This window comes from Streptomyces sp. NBC_01450 (assembly GCF_036227505.1).
Classification (GTDB): domain Bacteria; phylum Actinomycetota; class Actinomycetes; order Streptomycetales; family Streptomycetaceae; genus Streptomyces.
Genome location: NZ_CP109480.1, coordinates 3,139,089 through 3,160,956, shown reverse-complemented (window position 1 = coordinate 3,160,956; position 21,868 = coordinate 3,139,089). Strand labels below are relative to the sequence as shown.

The following is a 21,868-nucleotide window of genomic DNA, read 5'->3' as shown; positions in this document are numbered from 1 at the left end:
GATTAAAGTGAACCGGTGAACGGCGAATGGCTCAGACGCGGTCGTGACGGCAGGCTCAGTGCGTACCTGCTGTCGGGCACCGCCGTCCACTGCCGGGCGGAGCGCGGGCCCGGCGGCCCCTGGGACCCACCGCGCACCATCGGCGGCGCGCAGCGCCTGCACCCCGTCCTCGCCGTCGGCCAGGGCGCCGACGGCTACACCCATCTCGTCTCCTGGCGCCCCACCGTGCCCGGTGAGTCCGGGCTCGTCCACACCACGCACTACCGGCCGCGGCTCGCCGCGCTCGACTGGCACCCGATCGGGCACCCCAACAAGACGGGTGACCGCACCGGTCCACCGGCCGTCGCGGTCGACGCCCAGGGGCGCGCCCACGTCTTCGTGCGCAACAAGGGCGGCGGGGTCAGCATGGTCGCCCAGAAGGAGAAGGGCGGCTGGGATCCCTGGCGCGACCTCAAGGGCAGTGACGTACGGGAGGATCTGGCGGCCGTGACGGGGGGGTCCGGGCTCGTCGAGCTGTACGCGGCCCTGCCCGACGGGATCGCCCACTGGCGCCAGGAGGAGGCGGGCAAGCAGCCGGTTCTCCAGGAGTCCCTGGAGACATCGGTACGCCCCGGCACCCTCCGTGCCCTCGCCACCTCCCCCTCCGCCACCACTCTCTTCTTCACCGACGAGGCGGGTGACGTGTGCGCGTGGCGCCCGGGCACCAAGTCCGTCCCCGTGCTCGCGTCGGCCGGTCCCGGCCCCGTCTCGGCGATCCGCTGCGAACTCGACGGCTACGACTGCACGTTGCTCGCGCAGCGCTCGGCGAGCGGTCGGATCGTCTTCGCCGCGTATCCCACCGAGCAGGAGGCGGCGGGGGCGTGGTGGACCGAGTCGGGTCCCGGGCTTCCCGTCGGGGCCGAGGTGTCTCTCGCCGAGGACGAGGACGGGCGGGTGGTGGCGGCGACCCTGGCCCCGGGCAGCGAGGAACTCCTCCTCACCCGACGCAAGGACGAACCGGGCCTGGCCCTGGAGGCCTGGCACCCGGTGTGACAGAAACCGGGGGGTGTTCTTCGGCTGCGGGTGGGTGGCGGCTGGTCGCGCAGTTCCCCGCGCCCCTGAGGCGGGGGCTTCGCCCCGCGTCCCCGCCCGTCCGGTTCGTTTGGCTGCGGGCCTGGTGGGGGCTGGTCGCGCAGTTCCCCGCGCCCCTCAAGGGCGCTGGCGCGCATCTTTCAGCCCGTCCGGCGTTTGAGGACGAGCCGTTCAGGCGATTCGGGGTCGAAGGGGCGGAGCCCCTGGGATGGGACGGGTAGGGGCGGCGGGGGCGAGGAAACGCCGGGTGCCCTGTACGCCACGTCGGCATACAGGGCACCCGTCAGACACAGCGGAGCGCTTACGCGGGGACGGAAGCCACCCCGACCTCCAGGAACCGCTTGCCGGTCACCCGCTCGGAGACGCCCTCACGGTCCAGGTACGGAGTGATCCCGCCCAGGTGGAAGGGCCAGCCCGCACCGGTGATCAGGCAGAGGTCGATGTCCTGGGCCTCGGCGACGACACCCTCGTCGAGCATCAGACCGATCTCCTGGGCGACCGCGTCCAGGACACGGGCGCGCACCTGCTCCTCCGTCAGGACCACGTCGCCCTGCTTCAGCAGCGCCGCGACCTCGGGGTCCAGCTCCGGCTTCCCGGAGTCGTACACGTAGAAGCCGCGCTTGCCCGCCTTGACGACGGCGGCGAGGTTCGGGGAGACCGTGAAGCGGTCCGGGAAGGCCCGGTTGAGGGTCTCCGAGACATGCAGACCGATCGCGGGGCCGACCAGCTCCAGCAGGACGAGGGGAGACATCGGCAGGCCCAGGGGCTCGACCGCCTTCTCCGCGACCTCGACCGGCGTGCCCTCGTCGATGACGTTCTGGATCTCGCCCATGAAGCGGGTGAGGATGCGGTTGACGACGAACGCCGGGGCGTCCTTCACCAGGACCGCGGTCTTCTTCAGCTTCTTGGCGACGGCGAACGCCGTGGCGAGCGAGGCGTCGTCCGTCTGCTCACCGCGCACGATCTCAAGCAGCGGCAGGATCGCGACCGGGTTGAAGAAGTGGAAGCCCACGACCCGCTCGGGGTTCTTCAGCTTCGACGCCATCTCCGTCACCGAGAGCGAAGAGGTGTTCGTCGCGAGGATCGCGTGCGCCGGGGCGACCGCCTCGACCTCCGCGAACACCTGCTGCTTGACGCCGATCTCCTCGAAGACGGCCTCGATGATGAAGTCGGCGTCGGAGAAGCCCTCGGCCTTGTCCAGCACACCGGTCACCAGCGCCTTGAGGCGGTTGGCCTTGTCCTGGTTGATGCGGGACTTCGACAGCAGCTTGTCGATCTCGGCGTGGACGTAGCCCACACCCTTGTCGACGCGCTCCTGGTCGATGTCCGTCAGGACGACGGGCACTTCGAGGCGGCGCAGGAAGAGGAGGGCGAGCTGCGAGGCCATCAGGCCCGCGCCCACGACGCCCACCTTGGTGACCGGACGGGCCAGGCTCTTGTCCGGGGCGCCCGCCGGGCGCTTGCCGCGCTTCTGCACCAGGTTGAAGGCGTAGATGCCGGAACGCAGTTCGCCGCCCATGATCAGGTCGGCGAGGGCGATGTCCTCGGCGTCGTAGCCCTTCTGGAGGTCGCCGTCCTTGGCCGCCTCGATGATGTCGAGGGCGCGGTAGGCGGCCGGAGCCGCCCCGTGCACCTTGCTGTCGGCGATGAACCGGCCCTTGGCGACGGCCTGGTCCCAGGCCTCCCCGCGGTCGATCTCGGGACGCTCGACCGTGATGTCGCCCTTGAGGACGGACGCGGTCCAGATCAGCGACTGCTCCAGGAAGTCGGCGCCCTCGAAGATGGCGTCGGCGATGCCGAGGTCGAAGACCTGCTTGCCCTTGAGCTGCTTGTTCTGGTTGAGCGAGTTCTCGATGATGACCGAGACGGCCTTGTCGGCGCCGATCAGGTTCGGGAGCAGCGTGCAGCCGCCCCAGCCCGGAACCAGGCCGAGGAAGACCTCGGGGAGGGAGAAGGCGGCGATCGCCGTCGAGACGGTCCGGTACGCGCAGTGCAGACCGACCTCGACGCCGCCGCCCATGGCCGCGCCGTTGTAGTACGCGAAGGTCGGCACCGCGATGCCCGCGAGGCGCTTGAAGACCTCGTGGCCGCCCTTGCCGATGGCGAGCGCGTCGTCGTGGTTCTTGAGGAGCTCGACGCCCTTCAGGTCCGCGCCGACCGCGAAGATGAACGGCTTGCCGGTGACGCCGACACCGACGATCTCGCCGGCCGCGGCCTCCTTCTCGACCTGGTCGATCGCGGCGGCCAGGTTCGCCAGCGAGGCCGGGCCGAAGGTGGTCGGCTTGGTGTGGTCGAAGCCGTTGTCCAGCGTGATGAGGGCGAAGCGCCCGGCGCCGAACGGCAGGTCGAGGTGACGTACGTTGGCCGACGTCACGACCTCGTCGGGGAACAGCTCGGCCGCACCCTTCAGGAGTTCAGCGGTGCTCACTTGTTGCCTCCGGCGTCCTTGTGGTGCGGGTTCTCCCAGATCACCGTGGCGCCCATGCCGAAGCCGACGCACATGGTGGTGAGGCCGTAACGGACCTCCGGCTGCTCCTCGAACTGGCGGGCCAGCTGCGTCATCAGACGTACGCCGGAGGAGGCGAGGGGGTGGCCGTAGGCGATCGCGCCGCCGTACTGGTTGACGCGCGCGTCGTCGTCGGCGATGCCGTAGTGCTCCAGGAAGGCCAGCACCTGGACGGCGAAGGCCTCGTTGATCTCGAAGAGGTTGATGTCCTCGATCGACAGGCCGGCCTGGGCGAGGGCCTTCTCGGTGGCCGGGATCGGGCCGTAGCCCATGACCTCCGGCTCGACGCCCGCGAAGGCGTACGAGACCAGGCGCATCTTGACCGGCAGGCCGTTCTCGCGGGCGAAGTCCTCGGAGGCGAGGATCGACGCGGTCGCACCGTCGTTCAGACCGGCGGCGTTACCGGCGGTGACCCGGCCGTGGACGCGGAACGGCGTCTTGAGCCCGGCCAGGTTCTCCAGCGTGGTGCCCGGGCGCATCGGCTCGTCGGCGGTGACCAGGCCCCAGCCGGTCTCACCGACCTCCGCGTTGGTGTTGCGCACCGAGATCGGCACCAGGTCCTGCTGGATCTTGCCGTTGGCGTACGCCTTGGCGGCCTTCTCCTGCGAGCGCACGGCGTACTCGTCGGCGCGCTGCTTGGTGATCGTGGGGTAGCGGTCGTGCAGGTTCTCGGCGGTCATGCCCATGAACAGGGCGGACTCGTCGACCAGCTTCTCGCTGACGAACCGCGGGTTCGGGTCCACGCCCTCGCCCATCGGGTGGCGGCCCATGTGCTCGACACCACCGGCGATGACGGCGTCGTACGCACCGAAGGCGATGGAGCCCGCGGTGGTGGTGACGGCGGTCAGCGCGCCCGCGCACATGCGGTCGATGGAGTAGCCGGGGACCGACTGGGGGAGACCGGCGAGGATGCCCGCCGTGCGGCCCAGCGTCAGACCCTGGTCACCGATCTGCGTGGTCGCGGCGATGGCGACCTCGTCGATCTTCTTCGGGTCGAGGCCCGGGTTGCGGCGCAGCAGCTCCCGGATGGCCTTCACGACGAGGTCGTCGGCGCGGGTCTCGTGGTAGATGCCCTTCGGGCCCGCCTTGCCGAACGGGGTGCGGACGCCGTCGACGAAGACGACGTCCCTGACGGTACGAGGCACGATGGCTCTCCTCCAGATGCGGGATGGCACTGCTGCGCGACGCACACGCCCTGAGCGCGCGCTCACCCCTCATGCTACTTGCGAGTAACCACCCTGCCCACCCCCGACGGCGGGAGCGGCGAACGTCACACGAAAGCCGTCCGAGGATCTTGGCGTGATCTCGACGTCGCTCTTTCGCTTCAAGGGCCCCGAAAGGGGCGCGGGGAACCGCGCGAGCAACCCGGAACAACCCGCGGTCGCCGTACGACAGAACCACGTACGGCGACTAGTGCCGCGACAGGCAACGTTCGCCCCGTCACGACGCCCGGCACGCTCCCCCACTGCCTCAAGGGCGTGGGCGGTGCCCCCACTCGCCGCACCGGCCGAAAGCCCAAGTACGTCCAGTACGAGGACTTCCGGCCGGCACGCCGAGAGCACGCACCGGACGCCGCTCCTTGACGGGCAAACGTTGCCTGCCGCGGCACTAGGCCCCCTTCGCCGCCAGCGCCTCCACCAATACCGGTGTGACCAACTCCACCTGCCACGCCCGCGCCCCGTACCCGGCAAGCGCGGCCGAGACCGACTCGGTGTCGGCGCCGACCGGCGGCTCCCAGCACACCCGCCGCACCGTGTCCGGGGTGATCAGATTCTCCTGCGGCATGTTGAGCTGCTCGGCCAGCGCCGACACGGCCGCGCGCGCCGCGGACAGCCGGGCTGCGGCGGCCGGGTCCTTGTCGGCCCAGGCGCGCGGCGGGGGAGGTCCGGTGACGGGCTGCCCCGGCTGCGGCAGCTCGGCTTCCGGCAGCGCCCTCGCGCGATCCACCGCGGCCTGCCACTGCTCCAGCTGGCGCCGCCCCATCCGGTGCCCGAACCCGTTCAGCGCGGCCAGCGCGTGCACGTTGGCCGGAAGGGAGAGCGCGGCCTCCACGATGGCCGCGTCCCCCAGCACCTTGCCCGGCGAGATGTCACGGCGCTGGGCGATCCGGTCCCGGGTCTCCCACAGGTCCTGTACGACCGCCATCTGCCGACGGCGGCGCACCTTGTGCATCCCGGACGTGCGACGCCAGGGGTCCTTGCGCGGCGGCGCGGGCTCGGCCTGCGCGATCGCGTCGAACTCCTGCCGGGCCCACTCCAGCTTGCCCTGCCGGTCGAGCTCCTTCTCCAGGGCGTCGCGCAGGTCGACGAGCAGTTCCACGTCGAGCGCGGCGTAGCGCAGCCACGGCTCCGGGAGCGGACGCGTGGACCAGTCGACCGCGGAGTGCCCCTTCTCCAGTACGAAGCCGAGCACGCTCTCGACCATCGCGCCCAGGCCCACCCGGGGGAACCCGGCCAGGCGGCCGGCCAGCTCGGTGTCGAAGAGCCGCGTCGGCACCATGCCTATCTCGCGCAGACACGGCAGGTCCTGGGTGGCGGCGTGCAGCACCCATTCGACGCCGGAGATGGCCTCGCCGAGCCCGGAGAGGTCGGGACAGGCGATGGGGTCGATCAGCGCCGTACCCGCGCCCTCGCGGCGCAGTTGCACCAGATAGGCGCGCTGGCCGTATCGGTATCCGGACGCGCGTTCGGCGTCCACGGCCACGGGGCCGGAGCCGGCGGCGAAGGCCGCGATCACCTCGGCGAGCGAGGTCTCGTCGGCGACGACGGGCGGAATGCCCTCTCGGGGCTCAAGCAAAGGGATCGGCGCCGATTCGACGTCGTCCGGAGGGCCGCCTCCGGTGGTTCGCAGTGAGCTGTCTTCTGCGGTCTCTTGGGCGTCGGTCACCTGTCAAGGGTATCCGTGTATGGACTACACCCGCCGACGGAACGTTCCGTCGACGGGTGCAGGGGGGTCGTAAACCAGTCAGGTCGGTGAAAGATCCGGTCCGGTGGAGGGGTGTGCCCCCGTTTCAGTGGATGATCCCCGTCCGCAGGGCGACCGCCACCATCCCGGCGCGGTCGCCCGTGCCGAGCTTGCGGGCGATGCGGGCGAGGTGGCTCTTGACGGTCAGCGCGGACAGGCCCATCGAGACGCCGATGGCCTTGTTCGACTGGCCCTCGGCGACGAGCCGGAGCACCTCGACCTCGCGGCCGGAGAGCTCGCGGTAGCCGCCCGGGTGGCTCGGGGCACCCGGGGGGCGGCGGTGCATACGGGCGGCGGCCGAGCCGATGGGCGCGACACCGGGTCGGGTGGGGAGCCCGACGTTCGTACGGGTGCCGGTGACGACATAGCCCTTGACGCCGCCCGCGAGGGCGTTGCGCACGGCGCCGATGTCGTCGGCCGCGGAGAGGGCGAGGCCGTTGGGCCAGCCCGCGGCTCGGGTCTCGGACAGCAGGGTGAGCCCGCTGCCGTCGGGCAGGTGGACGTCGGCGACACAGATGTCGCGCGGGTTGCCGATTCGGGGACGGGCCTCCGCGACGGACGACGCCTCGATGACGTCGCGTACTCCGAGCGCCCAGAGGTGGCGGGTGACGGTGGATCGGACCCGTGGGTCGGCCACGACCACCATGGCGGTCGGCTTGTTCGGGCGGTAGGCGACCAGGCTTGCGGGCTGCTCGAGGAGAACGGACACCAGGCCTCCTGGGGGTGCGGGACGGGACCGGCTGTGGGGATGGTGCCGGGGCGAACCGTGCTTTCAAGGTCACAGACGTCTTCGGCATCAAACCCGTCCGCCTTTAGAGAATGATCACGATTTGGTGAGTAACAATCCGTGCAATTCGGACACGCGATCGATCATCCGAAGATCGAACCGAGTCATTCCATGTCGCGACACGGCTGAAAGTGGCCGTATCGACAAAGCCTCGGCAAGGAACTCGGTAAAGGGCGCGGCGTTCCACGCGATCGGAAAGGGCGCCCGTTCGACCTGACACGGGCGCCCCGGAGGACGGAGAAGACGGAATCCGGGTGTTCAGCGGGACTGCGGCCCCCGACGCTGCGGGAGGGTCACCACCGAGGCGTCGCCCGGCCCCGCCGGGGGCAGGCCCGCGATCTGGCAGAGCAGATCGCACCAGGCGGCGAGGTGCGCGGCCGTGTCCGGTACGCCGCCCAGGCCCTCGCGAGGCGTCCAGGAGGCACGGATCTCGATCTGCGACGCGGAGGGGCGCTCGGACAGCCCCCCGAAGTAGTGCGAGCTCGCCCGGGTGACGGTGCCGCTCGGTTCGCCGTACGACAGGCCGCGGGCCTGCAGCGCGCCGGTCAGCCACGACCAGGAGACGTCCGGGAGCAGCGGGTCGGCCGCCATCTCCGGCTCCAGCTCCGCACGGACCAGCGTCACCAGCCGGAACGAGCCCTGCCAGGCGTCGTGCCCCGCCGGGTCGTGCAGCAGGATGAGCCGGCCGTCCGCCAGGTCCTCGTCGTCGGCGACGACCGCGGCCTCCAGCGCATACGCGTACGGGGCCAGGCGCTGCGGTGGCCGCGTCGGGTCGATCTCGATCTCGGGCCGCAGCCGCGCGGCCCTCAGTGCGTCGACGGCAGCCCGGAAGGGCGGCGGACCCGTCTCCCTCGCATCACCGTCCCCCTCCTTGGCATCGTCCATTTCGCCAGCGCCGTCCGACAGTCGTCCCTGAGCCGCAGCCATGCGGGGAAGATTAAGGGGAACGGAGCCCGCGCGCAGGGAGAGACACCCGTGCGCCGGACCACTGTCCGGATCGCGGTGCGCGAAACGCGCAGACGGGAGGGGCCCGGTCCGGGCGCCGGAGCCCGGCGTTTGTGGGGCTGTGGGGCGTGCGAGACTTTCCGTCGTGAGTGCCAATGACCGCCCCGCCACGGGCCAGCCGCCGACAGCCACGTACGAGTCCGCCTTCCTGAAGGCGTGCAGGCGCGAGCCCGTGCCGCACACGCCGGTGTGGTTCATGCGGCAGGCCGGGCGCTCGCTGCCCGAGTACCTGAAGGTGCGCGAGGGCATCGCCATGCTGGACTCCTGCATGCGGCCCGAGCTGGTCGCCGAGATCACGCTCCAGCCCGTACGCCGGCACAACGTGGACGCGGCGATCTACTTCAGCGACATCGTCGTCCCGCTGAAGGCCATCGGCATCGACCTCGACATCAAGCCGGGCGTCGGCCCGGTCGTCGCGAACCCGATCCGCACCCGCGCCGACCTGGCCCAGCTGCGCGATCTGACCCCCGAGGACGTCTGGTACGTCACCGAGGCGATCAAGCTCCTGACGGCCGAGCTCGGCGAGACCCCGCTCATCGGCTTCGCGGGCGCGCCTTTCACCCTCGCGAGTTACCTCGTGGAGGGCGGCCCGTCCAAGAACCACGAGCACACCAAGGCGCTCATGTACGGCGACCCGCAGCTGTGGGCCGACCTGCTCGACCGTCTCGCCGAGATCACCTCCGCCTTCCTGAAGGTGCAGATCGAGGCGGGCGCGAGCGCCGTCCAGCTCTTCGACTCCTGGGTCGGCGCCCTGGCGCCCGCCGACTACCGGCGCTCGGTGATGCCCGCGTCCGCCAAGGTCTTCGAGTCCGTGGCCGGGTACGGCGTGCCGCGCATCCACTTCGGCGTCGGCACCGGCGAACTGCTCGGCCTCATGGGCGAGGCGGGCGCGGACGTCGTCGGCGTCGACTGGCGCGTCCCGCTCGACGAGGCCGCGCGCCGTGTCGGTCCCGGCAAGGCGCTTCAGGGCAACCTCGACCCCGCCGTCCTCTTCTCCACCACCGAGGCCGTCGAGGCCAAGACCCGCGAGGTGCTGGACGCCGCCGCCGGTCTCGAGGGCCATGTCTTCAACCTCGGCCACGGCGTCCCGCCGAGCACCGACCCGGACGCGCTGACCCGCCTCGTGGCGTACGTCCACCAGCAGACCGCGCGCTGACCTCGTACGGGGGACGCCGCACGGCTCGGCACCGCATGCCTCCTCACCGCACGCCTCACCAGCTGTGCCGCGCCTGTCTGCCGAACAGCAGGCTGCGCGGTTCCGGCGGTGGCGGGGTGCCCGGGCGCAGCGGCCAGGCCAGCAGCATCCCCACGAGGAAGCCGACCACGTGGGCCTCGTACGCCACGGTTCCGGCGGTGGAGACGCCGCCGCCGGAGGAGTACACCGCCTGCAGCGCGAACCAGAAGCCCAGCACCAGCCACGCGGGCAGCCGCAGCGGCAGGAAGACCAGGAACGGGACGAGCACCCAGACCCTGGCCCTCGGATAGAGCACCAGATAGGCGCCGAGGACTCCGGCGATCGCTCCGGAGGCGCCGATCAGCGGGTCGGCCGAGTCGGCGTTGAGGTACGCGAAGCCGTACGCCGCCGCGTAACCGCACGCCACGTAGAACACCGCGAACCGCACATGTCCGAGGCGGTCCTCGATGTTGTTGCCGAAGATCAGCAGGAAGAGCATGTTGCCGAGCAGGTGCAGCCAGCTGCCGTGCAGGAACATCGCGGTGAGGACCGAGAGCGGCGGCGACTTGTCGTACGTCGGCGGGCCCACCAGACACCCGGGTCCCCCCGCCCCGACGCCGACCTCGCCGGTCGGTACGAGGCGGGTCACATGGTGGTGGATCAACTCCTGTGGTACCGCGGCGTAGTGCTCCAGGAACGCGTGCAGATGGCACAGTTGGGAGAGCCCGCTGTCACCCGCCACGGATCCGGCGAGGCCGGGCGTGTAGAGGAACACCAGGACATTGACGGCGATCAGTGCATACGTCATATAGGGCGTGCGGCGCACCGGGTTCACGTCATGGACGGGGATGACCACGAGGAACTAGTGCCCGGGATACGCCGGGTGAATCCGTGAACGCCCCCGCCGCCGTGTCCGTATGTCTCCTCAACCGCCCGCGCCGCGACGAAGACGCGACGCGAGGAAGACGTGAGGACACAGGCGATGAACGACCGAGTTACTCCTCCGATGCATGCCCTGCCCGACGGCGAGGCGGAAATCGCCCTGGTGCTGCACCTCCCCTGGGAGGACGTCGCCGCGCTCGGCCAGGAGGCCGGACGGCTCGCGGCGCGGATGCAGCGGCCGGTGACCCTGGACGAGGCCGTCAGCCACCGGTTGCGCTCCGCGCGGTCGGCCGCCCATGCCAAGCCGCCCACCACGCAGCCCGCGGCCGTCACCGCCTCGGCGTCGGTGTCCTCGTTGCCGGCGCGGCCGCCGGCCGAGCAGGCGCGGCAGGCGATAGACCGCATCAACGGGAACACGGGGCACGAGTCCGCCTAGGCGCGTAGCGGTTGAGGGTCGACTGCGGGTGCGTTGTGGCTGGTCGCGCCCACGCGGCGGAGCCGCATATGTCACAGCCTCGCGCCCCTGACGGGGCGCTTCACTCAACCGGAGTTCTTGCGTACCGCCGTCACCGCCTTGCGTGCCGCCACCAGGATGGGGTCCCACACCGGTGAGAACGGGGGCGCGTATCCCAGGTCCAGGGATGTCATCTGTTCCACCGTCATGCCCGCGGTCAGCGCCACCGCGGCGATGTCGACCCGCTTCGCCGCGCCTTCCCCGCCGACGATCTGCACGCCGAGCAGCCGCCCCGTGCGGCGTTCGGCGAGCATCTTCACCGTCATGAGGTCCGCGTCCGGGTAGTAGCCCGCACGGGCGGTCGACTCGATGGTGACGGTCTCGAACCGCAGGCCCGCCCGGTGCGCGTCCTTCTCGCGCAGCCCGGTGCGGGCGATCTCCAGGTCGCAGACCTTGCTCACGGCCGTGCCGACGACACCGGGGAAGGTCCCGTACCCGCCGCCCACGTTGGTGCCGATGACCTGCCCGTGCTTGTTGGCGTGCGTGCCCAGCGCGATGTGCCGTTCGCGTCCCGAGAGCAGGTCGAGCACCTCGACACAGTCGCCGCCGGCCCAGACGTTCTCGTACCCGCGCACCCGCATCGCCAGGTCCGTGAGCAGCCCGCCGTGGTCGCCGAGGGGGAGTCCCGCGGCCCGTGCGAGCGTGGTCTCGGGGCGTACGCCGATGCCGAGCACGACCACGTCCGCCGGGTACTCGGCGTCCTCAGTGGCCACCGCGCGCACCCGCCCGTCCTCCCCGGTGCGAAGCTCGGTGATCTCGGCGTCGTTGACCATGGTGATACCCAGGTTCTCCATGGCCGTGTGGACCAGGCGGCCCATGTCGGGATCGAGCGTGGACATCGGCTCCTTGCCGCGGTTGACGACGGTCACCTCGTACCCGCGGTTGATGAGCGCCTCGGCCATCTCCACGCCGATGTAGCCCGCGCCGACGACCACCGCGCGCCGGCCCTCGGTCGAGGCCAGTGTGTCCAGGAGGGCCTGGCCGTCGTCCAGGGTCTGCACACCGTGCACACCCGGAGCGTCGACGCCCGGCAGGTCGGGGCGGATCGGGCGGGCGCCGGTCGCGATCACGAGTTTGTCGTACGAGGTCCACTCCTCGGCCCCGGTCTCGAGGTCGAGCGAGCGGACGCGACTGCCCGCCAGGTCGATTTCGGTGACCTCGGTGCGCATCCGCAGGTCGATCGCGCGCTCCCGGTGTTCCGCCGGGCTCCGCGCGATCAGCCGGTCCCGCTCGGGGACGTCGCCGCCCACCCAGTACGGGATGCCGCAGGCCGAGTAGGAGCTGAAGTGGCCGCGTTCGAACGCCACGATCTCCAGCTCGTCGGGCCCGCGCATCCGGCGTGCCTGTGACGCGGCGGACATGCCCGCCGCGTCACCCCCGATCACGACCAGTCGCTCCGTACGGCTCATGCTCATGCGAACACGCTACGGGGGCCCGGCATTTCAGTCCTCTTCGCCACCCTCTTCGCGCACCGGCGGCGCCACCGGCAGCGAACCCGCGCTCGCGGGAGCCGTCTCGGCCGCGGGCCGGCGCGGCCGCCCCGTGCGGGCGAGGCGCAGCCACAGCGCCACGAGGAGCCCCGCGCTCAGCAGGAACGGGAGCACCGCGCCGAACACCACCGCGATCCAGCGCAGCATCGTGACGAACGCGTCCCAGCCGCCCGTCAGCGCGTCCACGAAGCCCGTGGAGTCGGACTTCTTCCCGGCGTCCTTGAGCGGCGTCTCGGAGAGGGAGAGCGTGATGGTGGCCAGGTCGGTGCGGTCCTTCAGGGACGCCTGCTGGGCGAGCAGGGCGTCCAAGTCGGACTCGCGGGTGCTCAACTCCCCTTCCAGGGCGACCACATCGCTGAGCTTGGTGGCCCGGTCCATCAGCTCACGGACCCGCGCCACGCTGACGCGCTGCGACTTGACGCGGCTCTCCACGTCGACGACCTGGTCGGTGACGTCCTGCGCCTTGGCCGTCCGCTCGACTACCTTCCCGGTGCCCTCCAGGGAGGAGAGCACCGCGTCGTACCGGTCGGTGGGCACACGCAGTACGGCTCGGGTGCGCTCGCGGCCCCCGCCGTCCCGGGTGGTCGTCTCGTTGCCGACGTAGCCGCCCGCGTCGACAGCCGCGGTGCGGGCCTCGTCCAGCGCCTTGGGCACGTCCTTGACCCGCAGGGTCAGCGAGGCGGTGCGGATGATGTGGCTGCCGGCCGGGACGGACGTGCCGGTGGCCTTGGACGGGGTGGTGGACCTGGCGCCGCCCGCGCCCGAGGCGGCGTCGGCCGCGGCGCCCGAGCGGGCGTTCCCGGCGCCCGGCGCGGCCGCCTTGTCTGCGGTGGAGTCGGAGCCACCGCCGGCGGCGCCACAGCCGGTCACCGCGAGGGCGGCGGCGAGGAGTATCCCGGCGAGGGCCGGGCCGGTTCGAGCGGAACGTCGTGTGTACATGTGGGCGTACCCCCGTGGCTGGTGACTGCTGACCCTCCTTCGACGCCGGGACCGGGCGCGACGTTGGCGGGATCCGGTCCCGATGCGGTCACGGTCGGGACTCGCGCGGGACACCGCCGTACCCGACGACGGCACTGGGGCCCGGCAGGCCTGTCAGCGGGGTCTGAGAAGGTGGAGTCATGCGCGCACAGGACAGTCGTACGGGTACGGGACAGGTCGTCGTCATCGGGGGCGGGATCGCCGGTCTGGCCGCCGCCCACCGCCTGCTGGACCGCGGCGCGCGAGTGACCGTCCTGGAGGCGTCGGACCGCGTCGGCGGCAAGCTGCTGCCCGGCGAGATCGCGGGCGCACGGGTCGATCTCGGCGCCGAGTCGATGCTCGCCCGCCGCCCGGAAGCGGTCGCCCTCGCCCGCGAGGTGGGCCTCGCCGACCGCCTCCAGCCGCCCGCCACCGCGACCGCCTCCCTGTGGACGCGCGGCGCGCTGCGCCCCATGCCCAAGGGCCACGTCATGGGCGTGCCCGGCACCGCGGCCGCCCTCTCCGGCGTCCTGTCCGACGAGGGCCTGGCCCGCATCGAGCGCGACGCCGACCTGCCCCGCACGGAGGTCGGTGACGACGTGGCGGTGGGGGAGTACGTGGCGGCACGCCTCGGCCGCGAGGTCGTCGACCGCCTGGTCGAGCCCCTCCTGGGCGGCGTCTACGCGGGCGACGCGTACCGCATCTCGATGCGCCTGGCCGTTCCCCAGCTCTTCGCCGCCGTCCGCACCCATGTCTCCCTGACCGAGGCGGTCCGCGAGATCCAGGCGAAGGCGGCCGCGGCCCAGCAGACCGGGCCGGTGTTCATGGGCATCGAGGGCGGCGTGGGCCAACTTCCGCTCGCGGTCGCGCGGTCGGTGCGCGCGCGGGGCGGCGAGATCGTCACCGGCGCCCCGGTCACGGAGCTGCGCCGCACCGAGGACGGCGGCTGGCGGGTGGTGGCCGGGGGCCGCGTCCTGCACGCGGACGGGGTCGTCGTCGCGGTGCCCGCCGGCGCGGCCGCCGCCCTGCTGCGGGCCGAGACGCCCGCCGCGGCCACCGAGCTGGCCGGTGTGGAGTACGCCTCCATGGCGCTGGTGACGCTCGCCTACCGGCGCGCCGACACCGCCCTCCCCGAAGGGAGCGGTTTCCTGGTGCCGCCGGTGGACGGCCACACCATCAAGGCATCCACCTTCGCCTCCCAGAAGTGGGGCTGGATCGCCGAGGAGAACCCCGACCTGCTCGTCCTGCGCACCTCCGTCGGGCGGTACGGCGAGACGGAGGTACTGGGCCGCGACGACGCCGACCTCGTGGACGTCTCCCGGCACGACCTGCGCGAGGCCACCGGCCTGGCCGCCGAGCCCGTCGCGACCCGGGTGACCCGGTGGGACGACGGCCTGCCGCAGTACCCCGTCGGTCACCACACGCGTGTGGCCCGCGTCCGTGAGCACGTGGCCAAGCTCCCGGGGCTCGCGGTCTGCGGCGCGGCGTACGACGGGGTAGGCATCCCCGCGTGCGTCGCGAGCGCGTACGCCGCCGTGGACCAGCTCGGTGGCGACCACGCGGGACTGGACGCGCTGAGGGCGAACCCGGTGCAGAGCCTGCACGGCGGAGCGGGAGAATAGCCTCATGAGTGACGACGCCCCCACCACCGGCCCCGCGAAGATCCCGAACATCGGCAAGAAGGCCAAGGACCTCAACGAGGTCATCCGCTACACCCTGTGGTCCGTCTTCAAGCTGAAGGACGTGCTGCCCGAGGACCGCGCCGGCTTCGCCGACGAGGTCCAGGAGCTCTTCGACCAGCTCGCCGCGAAGGACGTCACCGTCCGCGGCACCTACGACGTGTCGGGGCTGCGCGCCGACGCCGACCTGATGATCTGGTGGCACGCCGAGACCAGCGACCAGCTCCAGGAGGCGTACAACCTCTTCCGTCGCACCCGGCTGGGCCGCGCGCTGGAGCCGGTCTGGTCGAACATGGCACTGCACCGCCCCGCCGAGTTCAACCGCTCGCACATCCCGGCGTTCCTCGCCGACGAGACGCCCCGCAACTACATCAGCGTCTACCCGTTCGTGCGTTCCTACGACTGGTACCTGCTGCCCGACGAGGACCGGCGCCGCATGCTCGCCGACCACGGCAAGATGGCCCGCGGCTACCCGGACGTGCGCGCCAACACGGTCGCCTCGTTCTCCCTCGGCGACTACGAGTGGATGCTGGCCTTCGAGGCCGACGAGCTGTACCGCATCGTCGACCTCATGCGCCACCTGCGCGCCTCCGAGGCCCGCATGCACGTCCGCGAGGAGGTCCCGTTCTACACCGGCCGCCGTAAGTCCGTGGCCGAGCTGGTCGCCGGTCTCGCCTGATCAGGGGGCCTGACGGGTCGTCTTCGGGTCCTCCGGGGCCTCCGTGTCGTGCCGGGTGGTCTTGTCACCATCCGGCGCCGCCGGCTTCGGCTCCGCGTGCGGCGCGCACGCCGCACGCCGCTTCGGGAGTCGGCCCTCCAGCAGATACGCGTCCAGGTAGCCGTTGACGCAACTGTTGGGCCCGCCCGCGATCCCGTGCGTCCCGGCCCCGTTCTCGGTCACCAGGACCGAGCCGGACAGCCGCCGCTGCAGCTCCACCGCTCCCTCGTACGGCGTCGCCGCGTCCCGTTCGGCCGCCAGGATCAGGACCGGCGCGAGCGCCCCGGGCAGCGTCCGCACATCGAGGGGCTTCTGCCGCGGCACCGGCCAGTACGCGCAGGGCAGGTTCATCCACACGTTGTCCCAGGTCTCGAACGGCGCCACGCGCGCGAGCCGCGTGTTGTCCCGGTCCCAGGTACGCCAGTCCGTCGGCCAGGCCGCGTCGTTGCACTCCACGGCCGTGTACACCGCGTTGGCGTTCTCGGCCTCGGCCGACGCCTCCGGATGCGGCCCGGCCTGCTGGATCAGCGGCTTCGGGTCGCCCTTCAGATAGGCGGACAGCGCCTGGGCACGCTGCGGCCAGTAGTCGTCGAAGTACCCCGCCTCCAGGAACGCGCCCTGCAACTGGCGCGGCCCCACCTTGCCGCCCGCGGGTGTCGCGGCGAGCCGCGCCCGCGCCCTCTCGTAGTTGTGCAGCACCGCCTCGGGCGTGGTGCCGAGCCCGTACTCCTTGTCGTGCTTGGCGATCCACGCGCGGAAGTCCGCCCAGCGGGCCTCGAACGCGGCCGACTGGTCGAGGTTGTTCCGGTACCAGATCTGCCGGGGATCGGGGTTCACCGCGGAGTCGAACACCATCCGGCGCACGTGCGAGGGGAAGAGCGTCGCGTACAGGGCGCCGAAGTACGTGCCGTACGAGGCCCCCATGAACGTCAGTTTCCGCTCGCCCAGCGCGGCGCGCAGCACGTCGAGGTCGCGGGCGTTGTTGAGCGAGGTGTAGTGCCGGATGTCCTGCCCGGAGCGCTTGAGACAGCCGCGCGCGTACGTCCGTGCCTCCGCGATGCGCTCCTTCTTGTACGTCTCCGAGGGGTACGTCGGCGACTGCGCGGGCCCCTTCAGGAAGTGTTTCGGGTCCTCGCAGGACAGCGGGGCCGAGCGGTCCACGCCGCGCGGGGAGTAGCCCACGAGGTCGTACGCGGCGGCGACGCGCTTCCACTCGGGGAGGAAGCCGATCAGCGGGAAGTACATGCCGGACGCGCCCGGGCCGCCCGGGTTGTAGACGAGGGAGCCCTGACGCGGCACCTTGTGCTTGGAGTTGCGCAGATCCTTGCCGGTGGCGCCGGCGCGGCTGACGGTCAGTTTGATCTTCTTGCCGTCGGGGTGCGCGTAGTCCAGCGGCACGGTGACCGTGCCGCAGCGCATCTCGACCGGGAAGTCGTCCTTCTTGGGGCACGCGCCCCAGTGGATGCCGGCCGCCGCGGCGCGGGAGGCGGCGACGGTGGTGCCGCGCGCCTCGAGGGAGGCCGGGGGGTCCGGCCAGGTCGCCGCACCACCCGCGGGGGCGGCGACGAGGCCGCTCAGAAGCAAGGACCCGGTGGTTCCGTACAGGACGGCAGCTCTCATCGCGTATCCCTTCGGCGCACGGCAGCAACAAAAGGGATGTTTGGTTCGTCAGTTGATGAAGTAAAGCACCTGGTGCCGGTGTCGGCCCCAATGACCCCTATGCGCCCCCTCGGGCGCCGTCAGCGCTGCCGCTCGGGGCTGCGGTCGCGGTGCGCGAAGGCCGCGCGCAGCTCCGGCTCGCCGACCGCGCGGATGCCGCGTACGGCGACCGAGGTGAGGTACGTGCGGTCGTCCCCGGCGGCGTCGGGGTGCCGGGCGAGGGTGCCGAGCAGCCGCTGCCCGGCCGGGGAGGCCCAGCGTGTGTACGGGTGGACCTCGATGCGGGCGATGGCGAGGCAGCTCAGCGTGAGGATGAGCGGGAGCGAGAACCACACGGCGATCGGTACGTCGTTCCCGCTCGCCCGGGCCTGAGAGGGCATCAGCACCGCGACGGCGCCGAGCGTGAGGACGGCCGCGGCGGCGGCCTGGACCTGACGGACGGCGCCCGCGACGGTGGTACGGGCGCCGTCGGGCACGGCGAGGCCCGCGGCGACGAGACGGTCGGCGAGACGGCGCACGGAGTCCGCGGTGGCCGCGCTCGCCCGTACGGGCGCTATCCGGGACTGCCCCTGCGGGCCTATGGCCCCTATCACCGAGCGTTCCATCTCGTCGCGACCGCGCGGGTCCACGACGGTCGCCCAGCCCGTGTGCGCGAGCAGCAGCCGGCGCTGACGGGCCATCGACACCATGGTCAGATCGGCGACCCGGGCGGGGCCGCCGGACAGGAACGCGGCCTCGTACAGCGTGAGGTGGTGCCAGCGCGTCGCGTCGGTGTCGACCGCCGCCGCGCGCACGGCGGCCAGGCACAGCCGAGTGCAGGAGATACCGGCCGCGGCCCAGGCCAGGAGCAGGAGAAGGACCCAGAACATGGCGTGTTTCTACGCGAAGAGTCGAGGCCGGCGCCACGGTCTGCCCCCGATATGGAGGGAGCGTTGTGGCTCTGTGACGTTCCGGTGCCTGTCAAGGGGTGCCGCTCGGCTGGTCCTTGGCGCGGGATGCGGCCGGGGGCAGCGGATAGGACCCGGACGGGGTGACGGGGACGGGGCTGTCCGGGGACTGGACGGGACCCGGCGGGGCGGGGGAAGCCGTGAGCGGCGGCGGGCTCGCGGTCGCGGCGTCCTGCGCGAGGGCGTCGAAGTCCACGTACCCGGTGGCTTCGAGGACCTTGATGTGGTCGAGCACGGTGGTGTTCGCGTCGTCGGCGAGGTCCCGTACGAGGGAGTTGCGGGTGTTCGCGCGGACCTGGGCGACGACGGCGAAGACCTTGCCGTGCGCCCTGCGCAGGATGTTCGCGAACTTCTGGTCGTAGTCCGTGCCGTGCGCGGCGTCGAGCGTGGCCAGCCAGCCGCGCTGCTGGGGATTGGGCTGGTTCGGGAGTTCGAGTCCGAGCCGTGCGGCGACGTTCCGGACGCGCGCGTCGAGGAACGTGTGGCCCTCGACGAGGTGCGCGCCCGCCGTCTTCACGGCCTGGGTGGTGCCGCGCTCCTCGGCCTGTTGGCCGGCGGGCAGCTCCCAGAGCCCGGCGAGCCGGACCTTGGTGATGAACTCCCGGTCCAGTGCGGACAGCGGACCGAACTGCGTCGACACGGCCTGGGCGTTCAGGGTGTCCAGGCCGGTGCCGGCGCGGTCCGCGTACGACCAGATCGGGAAGACCAGCGCGACGAGGGTCGCGGTGAGGGCCGCGATGATGAGTCCTGTCCCACTGACCAATCCGGTGCGGTTGATGGATCGCATGGTGCCTCCTGTTGCGGCACCGCACGCTAGTGCGCTACGGGTGCGGGTTGGCATATTACTTCGGGCACTACGCCAACTGCCGTACGAGGAGGAAGGGTTAGCGGGTGGGAGGAAGGCGCCGAATGGGGTAGTTCGACCGGAGTCCAGACCGTCAGGAAACCGCGGAAACCGGACGTGGAATCCGGCGGGGCGGGCCCTGGTGTTAACCCCGGCACACTCTGCCGGGGTGAGGGACTACGGCGCGCGTAGGAGGGCGCGTCGGTGCCTGCCGGGCGGGGTCAGCGGCGCAGCAGGACCCGTCGGGTCGCGCGGACCAGCCGGGCCGTGGGCCGCCGCGACGGCGGAGTCGGTCCGGACCGCTCCAGCCACCACTCACGCAACCGCCGCCGCGTCTCCGCGTCCTCGGGGTGCCCCGCGAGCAGCATGTACTCGGCGAAGTCCAACGCGTCGCGCCGGTACCCACCGCTCATCGGATGCCCTTGCGCATACGCGAGAAACGCCGGCCGGTACGCGTCCTTGAGGATCTCCGGCAGCTCCGCCGCCACCTTCGCCACGACATCCGCCCGCTTGGCCGCGAGCGCCCGCGCCTGCACACCGAGCCGCCCCCGATCGAACCCCTCGGGCACGGGGGTGCCCGCGACGAGCGCGGACAACAGGGCGGCCTGCCCCAGCGCGAGCCGCTGCCGAGCATCCTGGGTCACGTCGGGCGCACGGCTCCCGGCTGCCCCGGGGGTGCCGCTCGGAGTGGCGGCGGCCTCACCCGAGTGCGGGCCTGCCGGGGTGCGGGACGGCGTCGTGACCCGCACCCGCGCCTTCGTCAGGGTGACCCTGATCGCTCCGAGCTCCCTCTCCAGCTCGCTCGGGTCCGGGAAGTTCTCGTCGCGTTCCAGGAGGACCCCCGGTGGGCTCACGCGGGAGGCGAGGTCGGCCAGGATGTCGAGGACCGGCTGGGGGACGGGGTGGGCGTGGCTGTCGTGCCAGACGCCGTCCCGTTCGAAGCCGCCGGCGACGTGGACGTAGGCGATCGCCTCGACGGGGAGCTCGTCGAGGGCCTTCGAGGGATCCTCGGCCCGGTTGACGTGGTTCGTGTGGAGGTTGGCCACGTCGATGAGGAGGCGTACGCCGGTGCGGTCCACCAGGTCGTACAGGAACTGCCCCTCGGTCATCTCCTCCCCGGGCCAGGAGATCAGCGCGGCGATGTTCTCGACCGCGAGCGGGACGGGAAGGGCCTCCTGCGCGATACGGACGTTCTCGCACAGCACGTCGAGGGCGTCCCGGGTGCGGGGGACCGGCAGCAGGTGCCCGGCCTCCAGGAGTGGCGACGCGGTGAGCGAGCCCCCGGCCCGTACGAACGCGATGTGCTCCGTGACGAGCGGCGAGCCCAGCGCCTCGGCCCGCTCCGCGAGGGCGGTGAGACGGGACTCGTCGGGCCGGTCCGCGCCACCGAGGCCGAGCGAGACCCCGTGCGGTACCACCGTGACGCCCCGCGCGCGCAGCCGCAGCAGCGACTCGGGGAGATGCCCGGGACACAGGTTCTCCGCCACGGCCTCGACCCAGTCGATGCCGGGCATGCGCTCCACGGCCTCGGCGATCTCCGGCCGCCACCCGATCCCTGTTCCCAGCCGCCTCGGCTGTGTCATGTCGCCTCCTCCGTCGCCGCTCGAACCCTGCCTGCTGTCTCCTGACGACGGACCCGTGTTCCGGCGTGACGGAGTCATGGCCCCGGGATCCGGGGCCGAACCCACCTCGACGGACGTTCAGAGCAACATTTGAGGTTCCGTCGGGCTGCCCGAGCACCGGCCGCCGCACCGGCTATCGCAGCACGTTGTCCGGATCCGAGGGCTCCGGCCGGGCGGTGTTGACCTGGCCGGGCGGCGCGGGTGAGGGACTCGACGTGGCGACGACGCCGTCGCCCGGCTGCACCGGCGGCGCGGAGGGCGCCGTGACTCCGGCGGCCGGCGCCGGGGGACCGGTCGGGCTCGCGGTCGACAGGGCCGCCGTGTCGTTGGCGAGGGCGTCGAAGTCGACGGCCCCGGTCTTCTCCAGGATGGTGATGTGGTCGAGCACGGTCTGGTTGGCGTCCGAGGCCAGCTGCCGGACCAGCGAGTTGCGGGTGGAGTTACGGACCGTGCCGATCGCCGGGAAGATCTTGCCGTGCGCGGCCCGCAGCAGGTTCACGAACTTCCGTTCGTATTCAGTGCCCGTCGCCGCGGTCATCTCCTGCAGCCAGCCCTGCTGCTGCTCGTTCGGCTGGTTCGGCAGTTCGACGTTGAGCTGGGCCGCGACGACCCGCACCCGCTTGTCGAGGTCGGTGTGGCCGACGATCAGGTGGTCCCCCGCCTCCTTGATCGCCTTGTTGGGGTCCCGTTCGATCGCCTGCTGTCCCGCCGGAAGTTCCCAGAGCCCGGCCAGCCGCACCCGCACGATCAGATCACGGTCGGAGGCGGACAGGGGCCCCCACTGTGTGTTCACCGTCCCTGCCGCGAGATTCGCCTGCCCAGTGCCCGCACGGTCGGCGTACGACCGCACAGGGCGGTTTCCCGCGGAGCGGGGCAGGAGAAGCCGGATCGCCGTCGGGCGGTCCGGCGTCCGCCCGGGGAGCGGCGAGGGCGGCCTCCAGGGGTGGAGGATCTCGGAGTTGAGAGAGCGGCGGTCCGCAGCGGCCTGAGCGGTCACCCGTTCGGGTAGGTCTGCCGGGATCCGGAGTGACAAACGAATCATGACGTTA

General features: G+C 71.9%; 18 protein-coding genes. 5 read left to right on the top strand and 13 right to left on the bottom strand.

Annotation, left to right across the window (positions count from 1 at the left end):
- Positions 1-15 precede the first annotated feature (15 nt).
- The gene (locus tag OG568_RS14275; protein ID WP_329531810.1) at positions 16-1,032 is read left to right on the top strand and encodes a hypothetical protein; all 1,017 of its coding nucleotides are present in this window, start codon (positions 16-18) and stop codon (positions 1,030-1,032) included.
- Between the two features lie 340 nt (positions 1,033-1,372).
- Here OG568_RS14275 and OG568_RS14270 read toward each other — a convergent pair whose 3' ends face one another.
- The 5 genes from OG568_RS14270 to OG568_RS14250 all read right to left on the bottom strand — a co-directional run bounded on the left by OG568_RS14270 (position 1,373) and on the right by OG568_RS14250 (position 8,213).
- Complete coding sequence (locus OG568_RS14270; protein WP_329531809.1) at positions 1,373-3,499, bottom strand: 3-hydroxyacyl-CoA dehydrogenase NAD-binding domain-containing protein; 2,127 nt, start codon at positions 3,497-3,499, stop codon at positions 1,373-1,375.
- Entirely contained in the window at positions 3,496-4,722 is a 1,227-nt protein-coding gene (locus OG568_RS14265; protein WP_099920196.1) for a thiolase family protein, read from the bottom strand. The genes OG568_RS14270 and OG568_RS14265 overlap by 4 nt, the downstream gene beginning before the upstream one ends.
- Before the next feature lie 463 nt (positions 4,723-5,185).
- Positions 5,186-6,463, bottom strand: a complete 1,278-nt coding sequence (locus tag OG568_RS14260; protein ID WP_266429828.1) for a ribonuclease D — start codon at positions 6,461-6,463, stop codon at positions 5,186-5,188.
- 124 nt (positions 6,464-6,587) lie between these two features.
- Positions 6,588-7,250, bottom strand: a complete 663-nt coding sequence (locus OG568_RS14255) for a response regulator transcription factor (RefSeq protein WP_054234007.1) — start codon at positions 7,248-7,250, stop codon at positions 6,588-6,590.
- Positions 7,251-7,586: 336 nt separating this feature from the next.
- Positions 7,587-8,213 carry a DUF3000 domain-containing protein gene (locus tag OG568_RS14250; RefSeq protein WP_266429810.1) on the bottom strand — a complete coding sequence of 209 codons (627 nt, stop codon included), beginning with the start codon at positions 8,211-8,213 and terminating at the stop codon, positions 7,587-7,589.
- A gap of 205 nt (positions 8,214-8,418) precedes the next feature.
- Between OG568_RS14250 and hemE the strand changes: the two genes are divergently transcribed.
- Positions 8,419-9,489, top strand: coding sequence for a uroporphyrinogen decarboxylase (gene hemE, locus OG568_RS14245; RefSeq protein WP_329531808.1), 1,071 nt, complete (start codon positions 8,419-8,421; stop codon positions 9,487-9,489).
- Positions 9,490-9,544: 55 nt separating this feature from the next.
- Here the strand turns inward: hemE and OG568_RS14240 are convergent, their stop codons facing one another.
- Positions 9,545-10,363, bottom strand: coding sequence for a rhomboid family intramembrane serine protease (locus OG568_RS14240; RefSeq protein ID WP_329531807.1), 819 nt, complete (start codon positions 10,361-10,363; stop codon positions 9,545-9,547).
- Positions 10,364-10,489: 126 nt separating this feature from the next.
- Between OG568_RS14240 and OG568_RS14235 the strand changes: the two genes are divergently transcribed.
- The gene (locus tag OG568_RS14235; RefSeq protein WP_329531806.1) at positions 10,490-10,825 is read left to right on the top strand and encodes a hypothetical protein; all 336 of its coding nucleotides are present in this window, start codon (positions 10,490-10,492) and stop codon (positions 10,823-10,825) included.
- A 104-nt stretch (positions 10,826-10,929) separates the two neighbouring features.
- On the opposite strand, the gene OG568_RS14230 is transcribed toward OG568_RS14235, so the two are convergent.
- Complete coding sequence (locus tag OG568_RS14230; protein ID WP_329531805.1) at positions 10,930-12,318, bottom strand: FAD-dependent oxidoreductase; 1,389 nt, start codon at positions 12,316-12,318, stop codon at positions 10,930-10,932.
- 27 nt (positions 12,319-12,345) lie between these two features.
- The gene (locus OG568_RS14225; RefSeq protein WP_329531804.1) at positions 12,346-13,332 is read right to left on the bottom strand and encodes a DUF4349 domain-containing protein; all 987 of its coding nucleotides are present in this window, start codon (positions 13,330-13,332) and stop codon (positions 12,346-12,348) included.
- A 179-nt stretch (positions 13,333-13,511) separates the two neighbouring features.
- On the opposite strand from OG568_RS14225, the gene hemG reads away from it, so the two are divergent.
- Complete coding sequence (hemG, locus tag OG568_RS14220; protein ID WP_329531803.1) at positions 13,512-14,972, top strand: protoporphyrinogen oxidase; 1,461 nt, start codon at positions 13,512-13,514, stop codon at positions 14,970-14,972.
- Between the two features lie 4 nt (positions 14,973-14,976).
- Entirely contained in the window at positions 14,977-15,708 is a 732-nt protein-coding gene (gene hemQ, locus OG568_RS14215) for a hydrogen peroxide-dependent heme synthase (RefSeq protein WP_266429793.1), read from the top strand.
- On the opposite strand, the gene OG568_RS14210 is transcribed toward hemQ, so the two are convergent.
- From OG568_RS14210 to OG568_RS14190, 5 genes are all read right to left on the bottom strand, one after another.
- Entirely contained in the window at positions 15,709-17,367 is a 1,659-nt protein-coding gene (locus OG568_RS14210; RefSeq protein ID WP_329531802.1) for an alpha/beta hydrolase, read from the bottom strand. It lies immediately after the preceding gene.
- 119 nt (positions 17,368-17,486) lie between these two features.
- Positions 17,487-18,275, bottom strand: a complete 789-nt coding sequence (locus OG568_RS14205) for a TIGR04222 domain-containing membrane protein (protein WP_266429788.1) — start codon at positions 18,273-18,275, stop codon at positions 17,487-17,489.
- 91 nt (positions 18,276-18,366) lie between these two features.
- Positions 18,367-19,140, bottom strand: coding sequence for a DUF4142 domain-containing protein (locus tag OG568_RS14200; protein ID WP_329531801.1), 774 nt, complete (start codon positions 19,138-19,140; stop codon positions 18,367-18,369).
- Positions 19,141-19,418: 278 nt separating this feature from the next.
- A complete protein-coding gene (locus tag OG568_RS14195) occupies positions 19,419-20,780 on the bottom strand; it encodes a DUF692 domain-containing protein (RefSeq protein ID WP_329531800.1) in 1,362 nt (453 codons plus the stop codon).
- Between the two features lie 172 nt (positions 20,781-20,952).
- A complete protein-coding gene (locus OG568_RS14190) occupies positions 20,953-21,861 on the bottom strand; it encodes a DUF4142 domain-containing protein (RefSeq protein WP_329531799.1) in 909 nt (302 codons plus the stop codon).
- Between the last annotated feature and the right edge of the window lie 7 nt (positions 21,862-21,868).

What these genes read in the sequence shown, in the direction of transcription:
- OG568_RS14230 (WP_329531805.1), bottom strand. Translation starts at nt 12,318, where the DNA reads ATGAGCATGAGCCGTACGGAGCGACTGGTCGTGATCGGGGGTGACGCG.
- OG568_RS14195 (WP_329531800.1), bottom strand. Translation starts at nt 20,780, where the DNA reads ATGACACAGCCGAGGCGGCTGGGAACAGGGATCGGGTGGCGGCCGGAG.
- OG568_RS14235 (WP_329531806.1), top strand. Translation starts at nt 10,490, where the DNA reads ATGAACGACCGAGTTACTCCTCCGATGCATGCCCTGCCCGACGGCGAG.
- OG568_RS14190 (WP_329531799.1), bottom strand. Translation starts at nt 21,861, where the DNA reads ATGATTCGTTTGTCACTCCGGATCCCGGCAGACCTACCCGAACGGGTG.
- hemG (WP_329531803.1), top strand. Translation starts at nt 13,512, where the DNA reads ATGCGCGCACAGGACAGTCGTACGGGTACGGGACAGGTCGTCGTCATC.
- OG568_RS14210 (WP_329531802.1), bottom strand. Translation starts at nt 17,367, where the DNA reads ATGAGAGCTGCCGTCCTGTACGGAACCACCGGGTCCTTGCTTCTGAGC.
- OG568_RS14205 (WP_266429788.1), bottom strand. Translation starts at nt 18,275, where the DNA reads ATGTTCTGGGTCCTTCTCCTGCTCCTGGCCTGGGCCGCGGCCGGTATC.
- hemQ (WP_266429793.1), top strand. Translation starts at nt 14,977, where the DNA reads ATGAGTGACGACGCCCCCACCACCGGCCCCGCGAAGATCCCGAACATC.
- OG568_RS14250 (WP_266429810.1), bottom strand. Translation starts at nt 8,213, where the DNA reads ATGGACGATGCCAAGGAGGGGGACGGTGATGCGAGGGAGACGGGTCCG.
- OG568_RS14225 (WP_329531804.1), bottom strand. Translation starts at nt 13,332, where the DNA reads ATGTACACACGACGTTCCGCTCGAACCGGCCCGGCCCTCGCCGGGATA.
- OG568_RS14200 (WP_329531801.1), bottom strand. Translation starts at nt 19,140, where the DNA reads ATGCGATCCATCAACCGCACCGGATTGGTCAGTGGGACAGGACTCATC.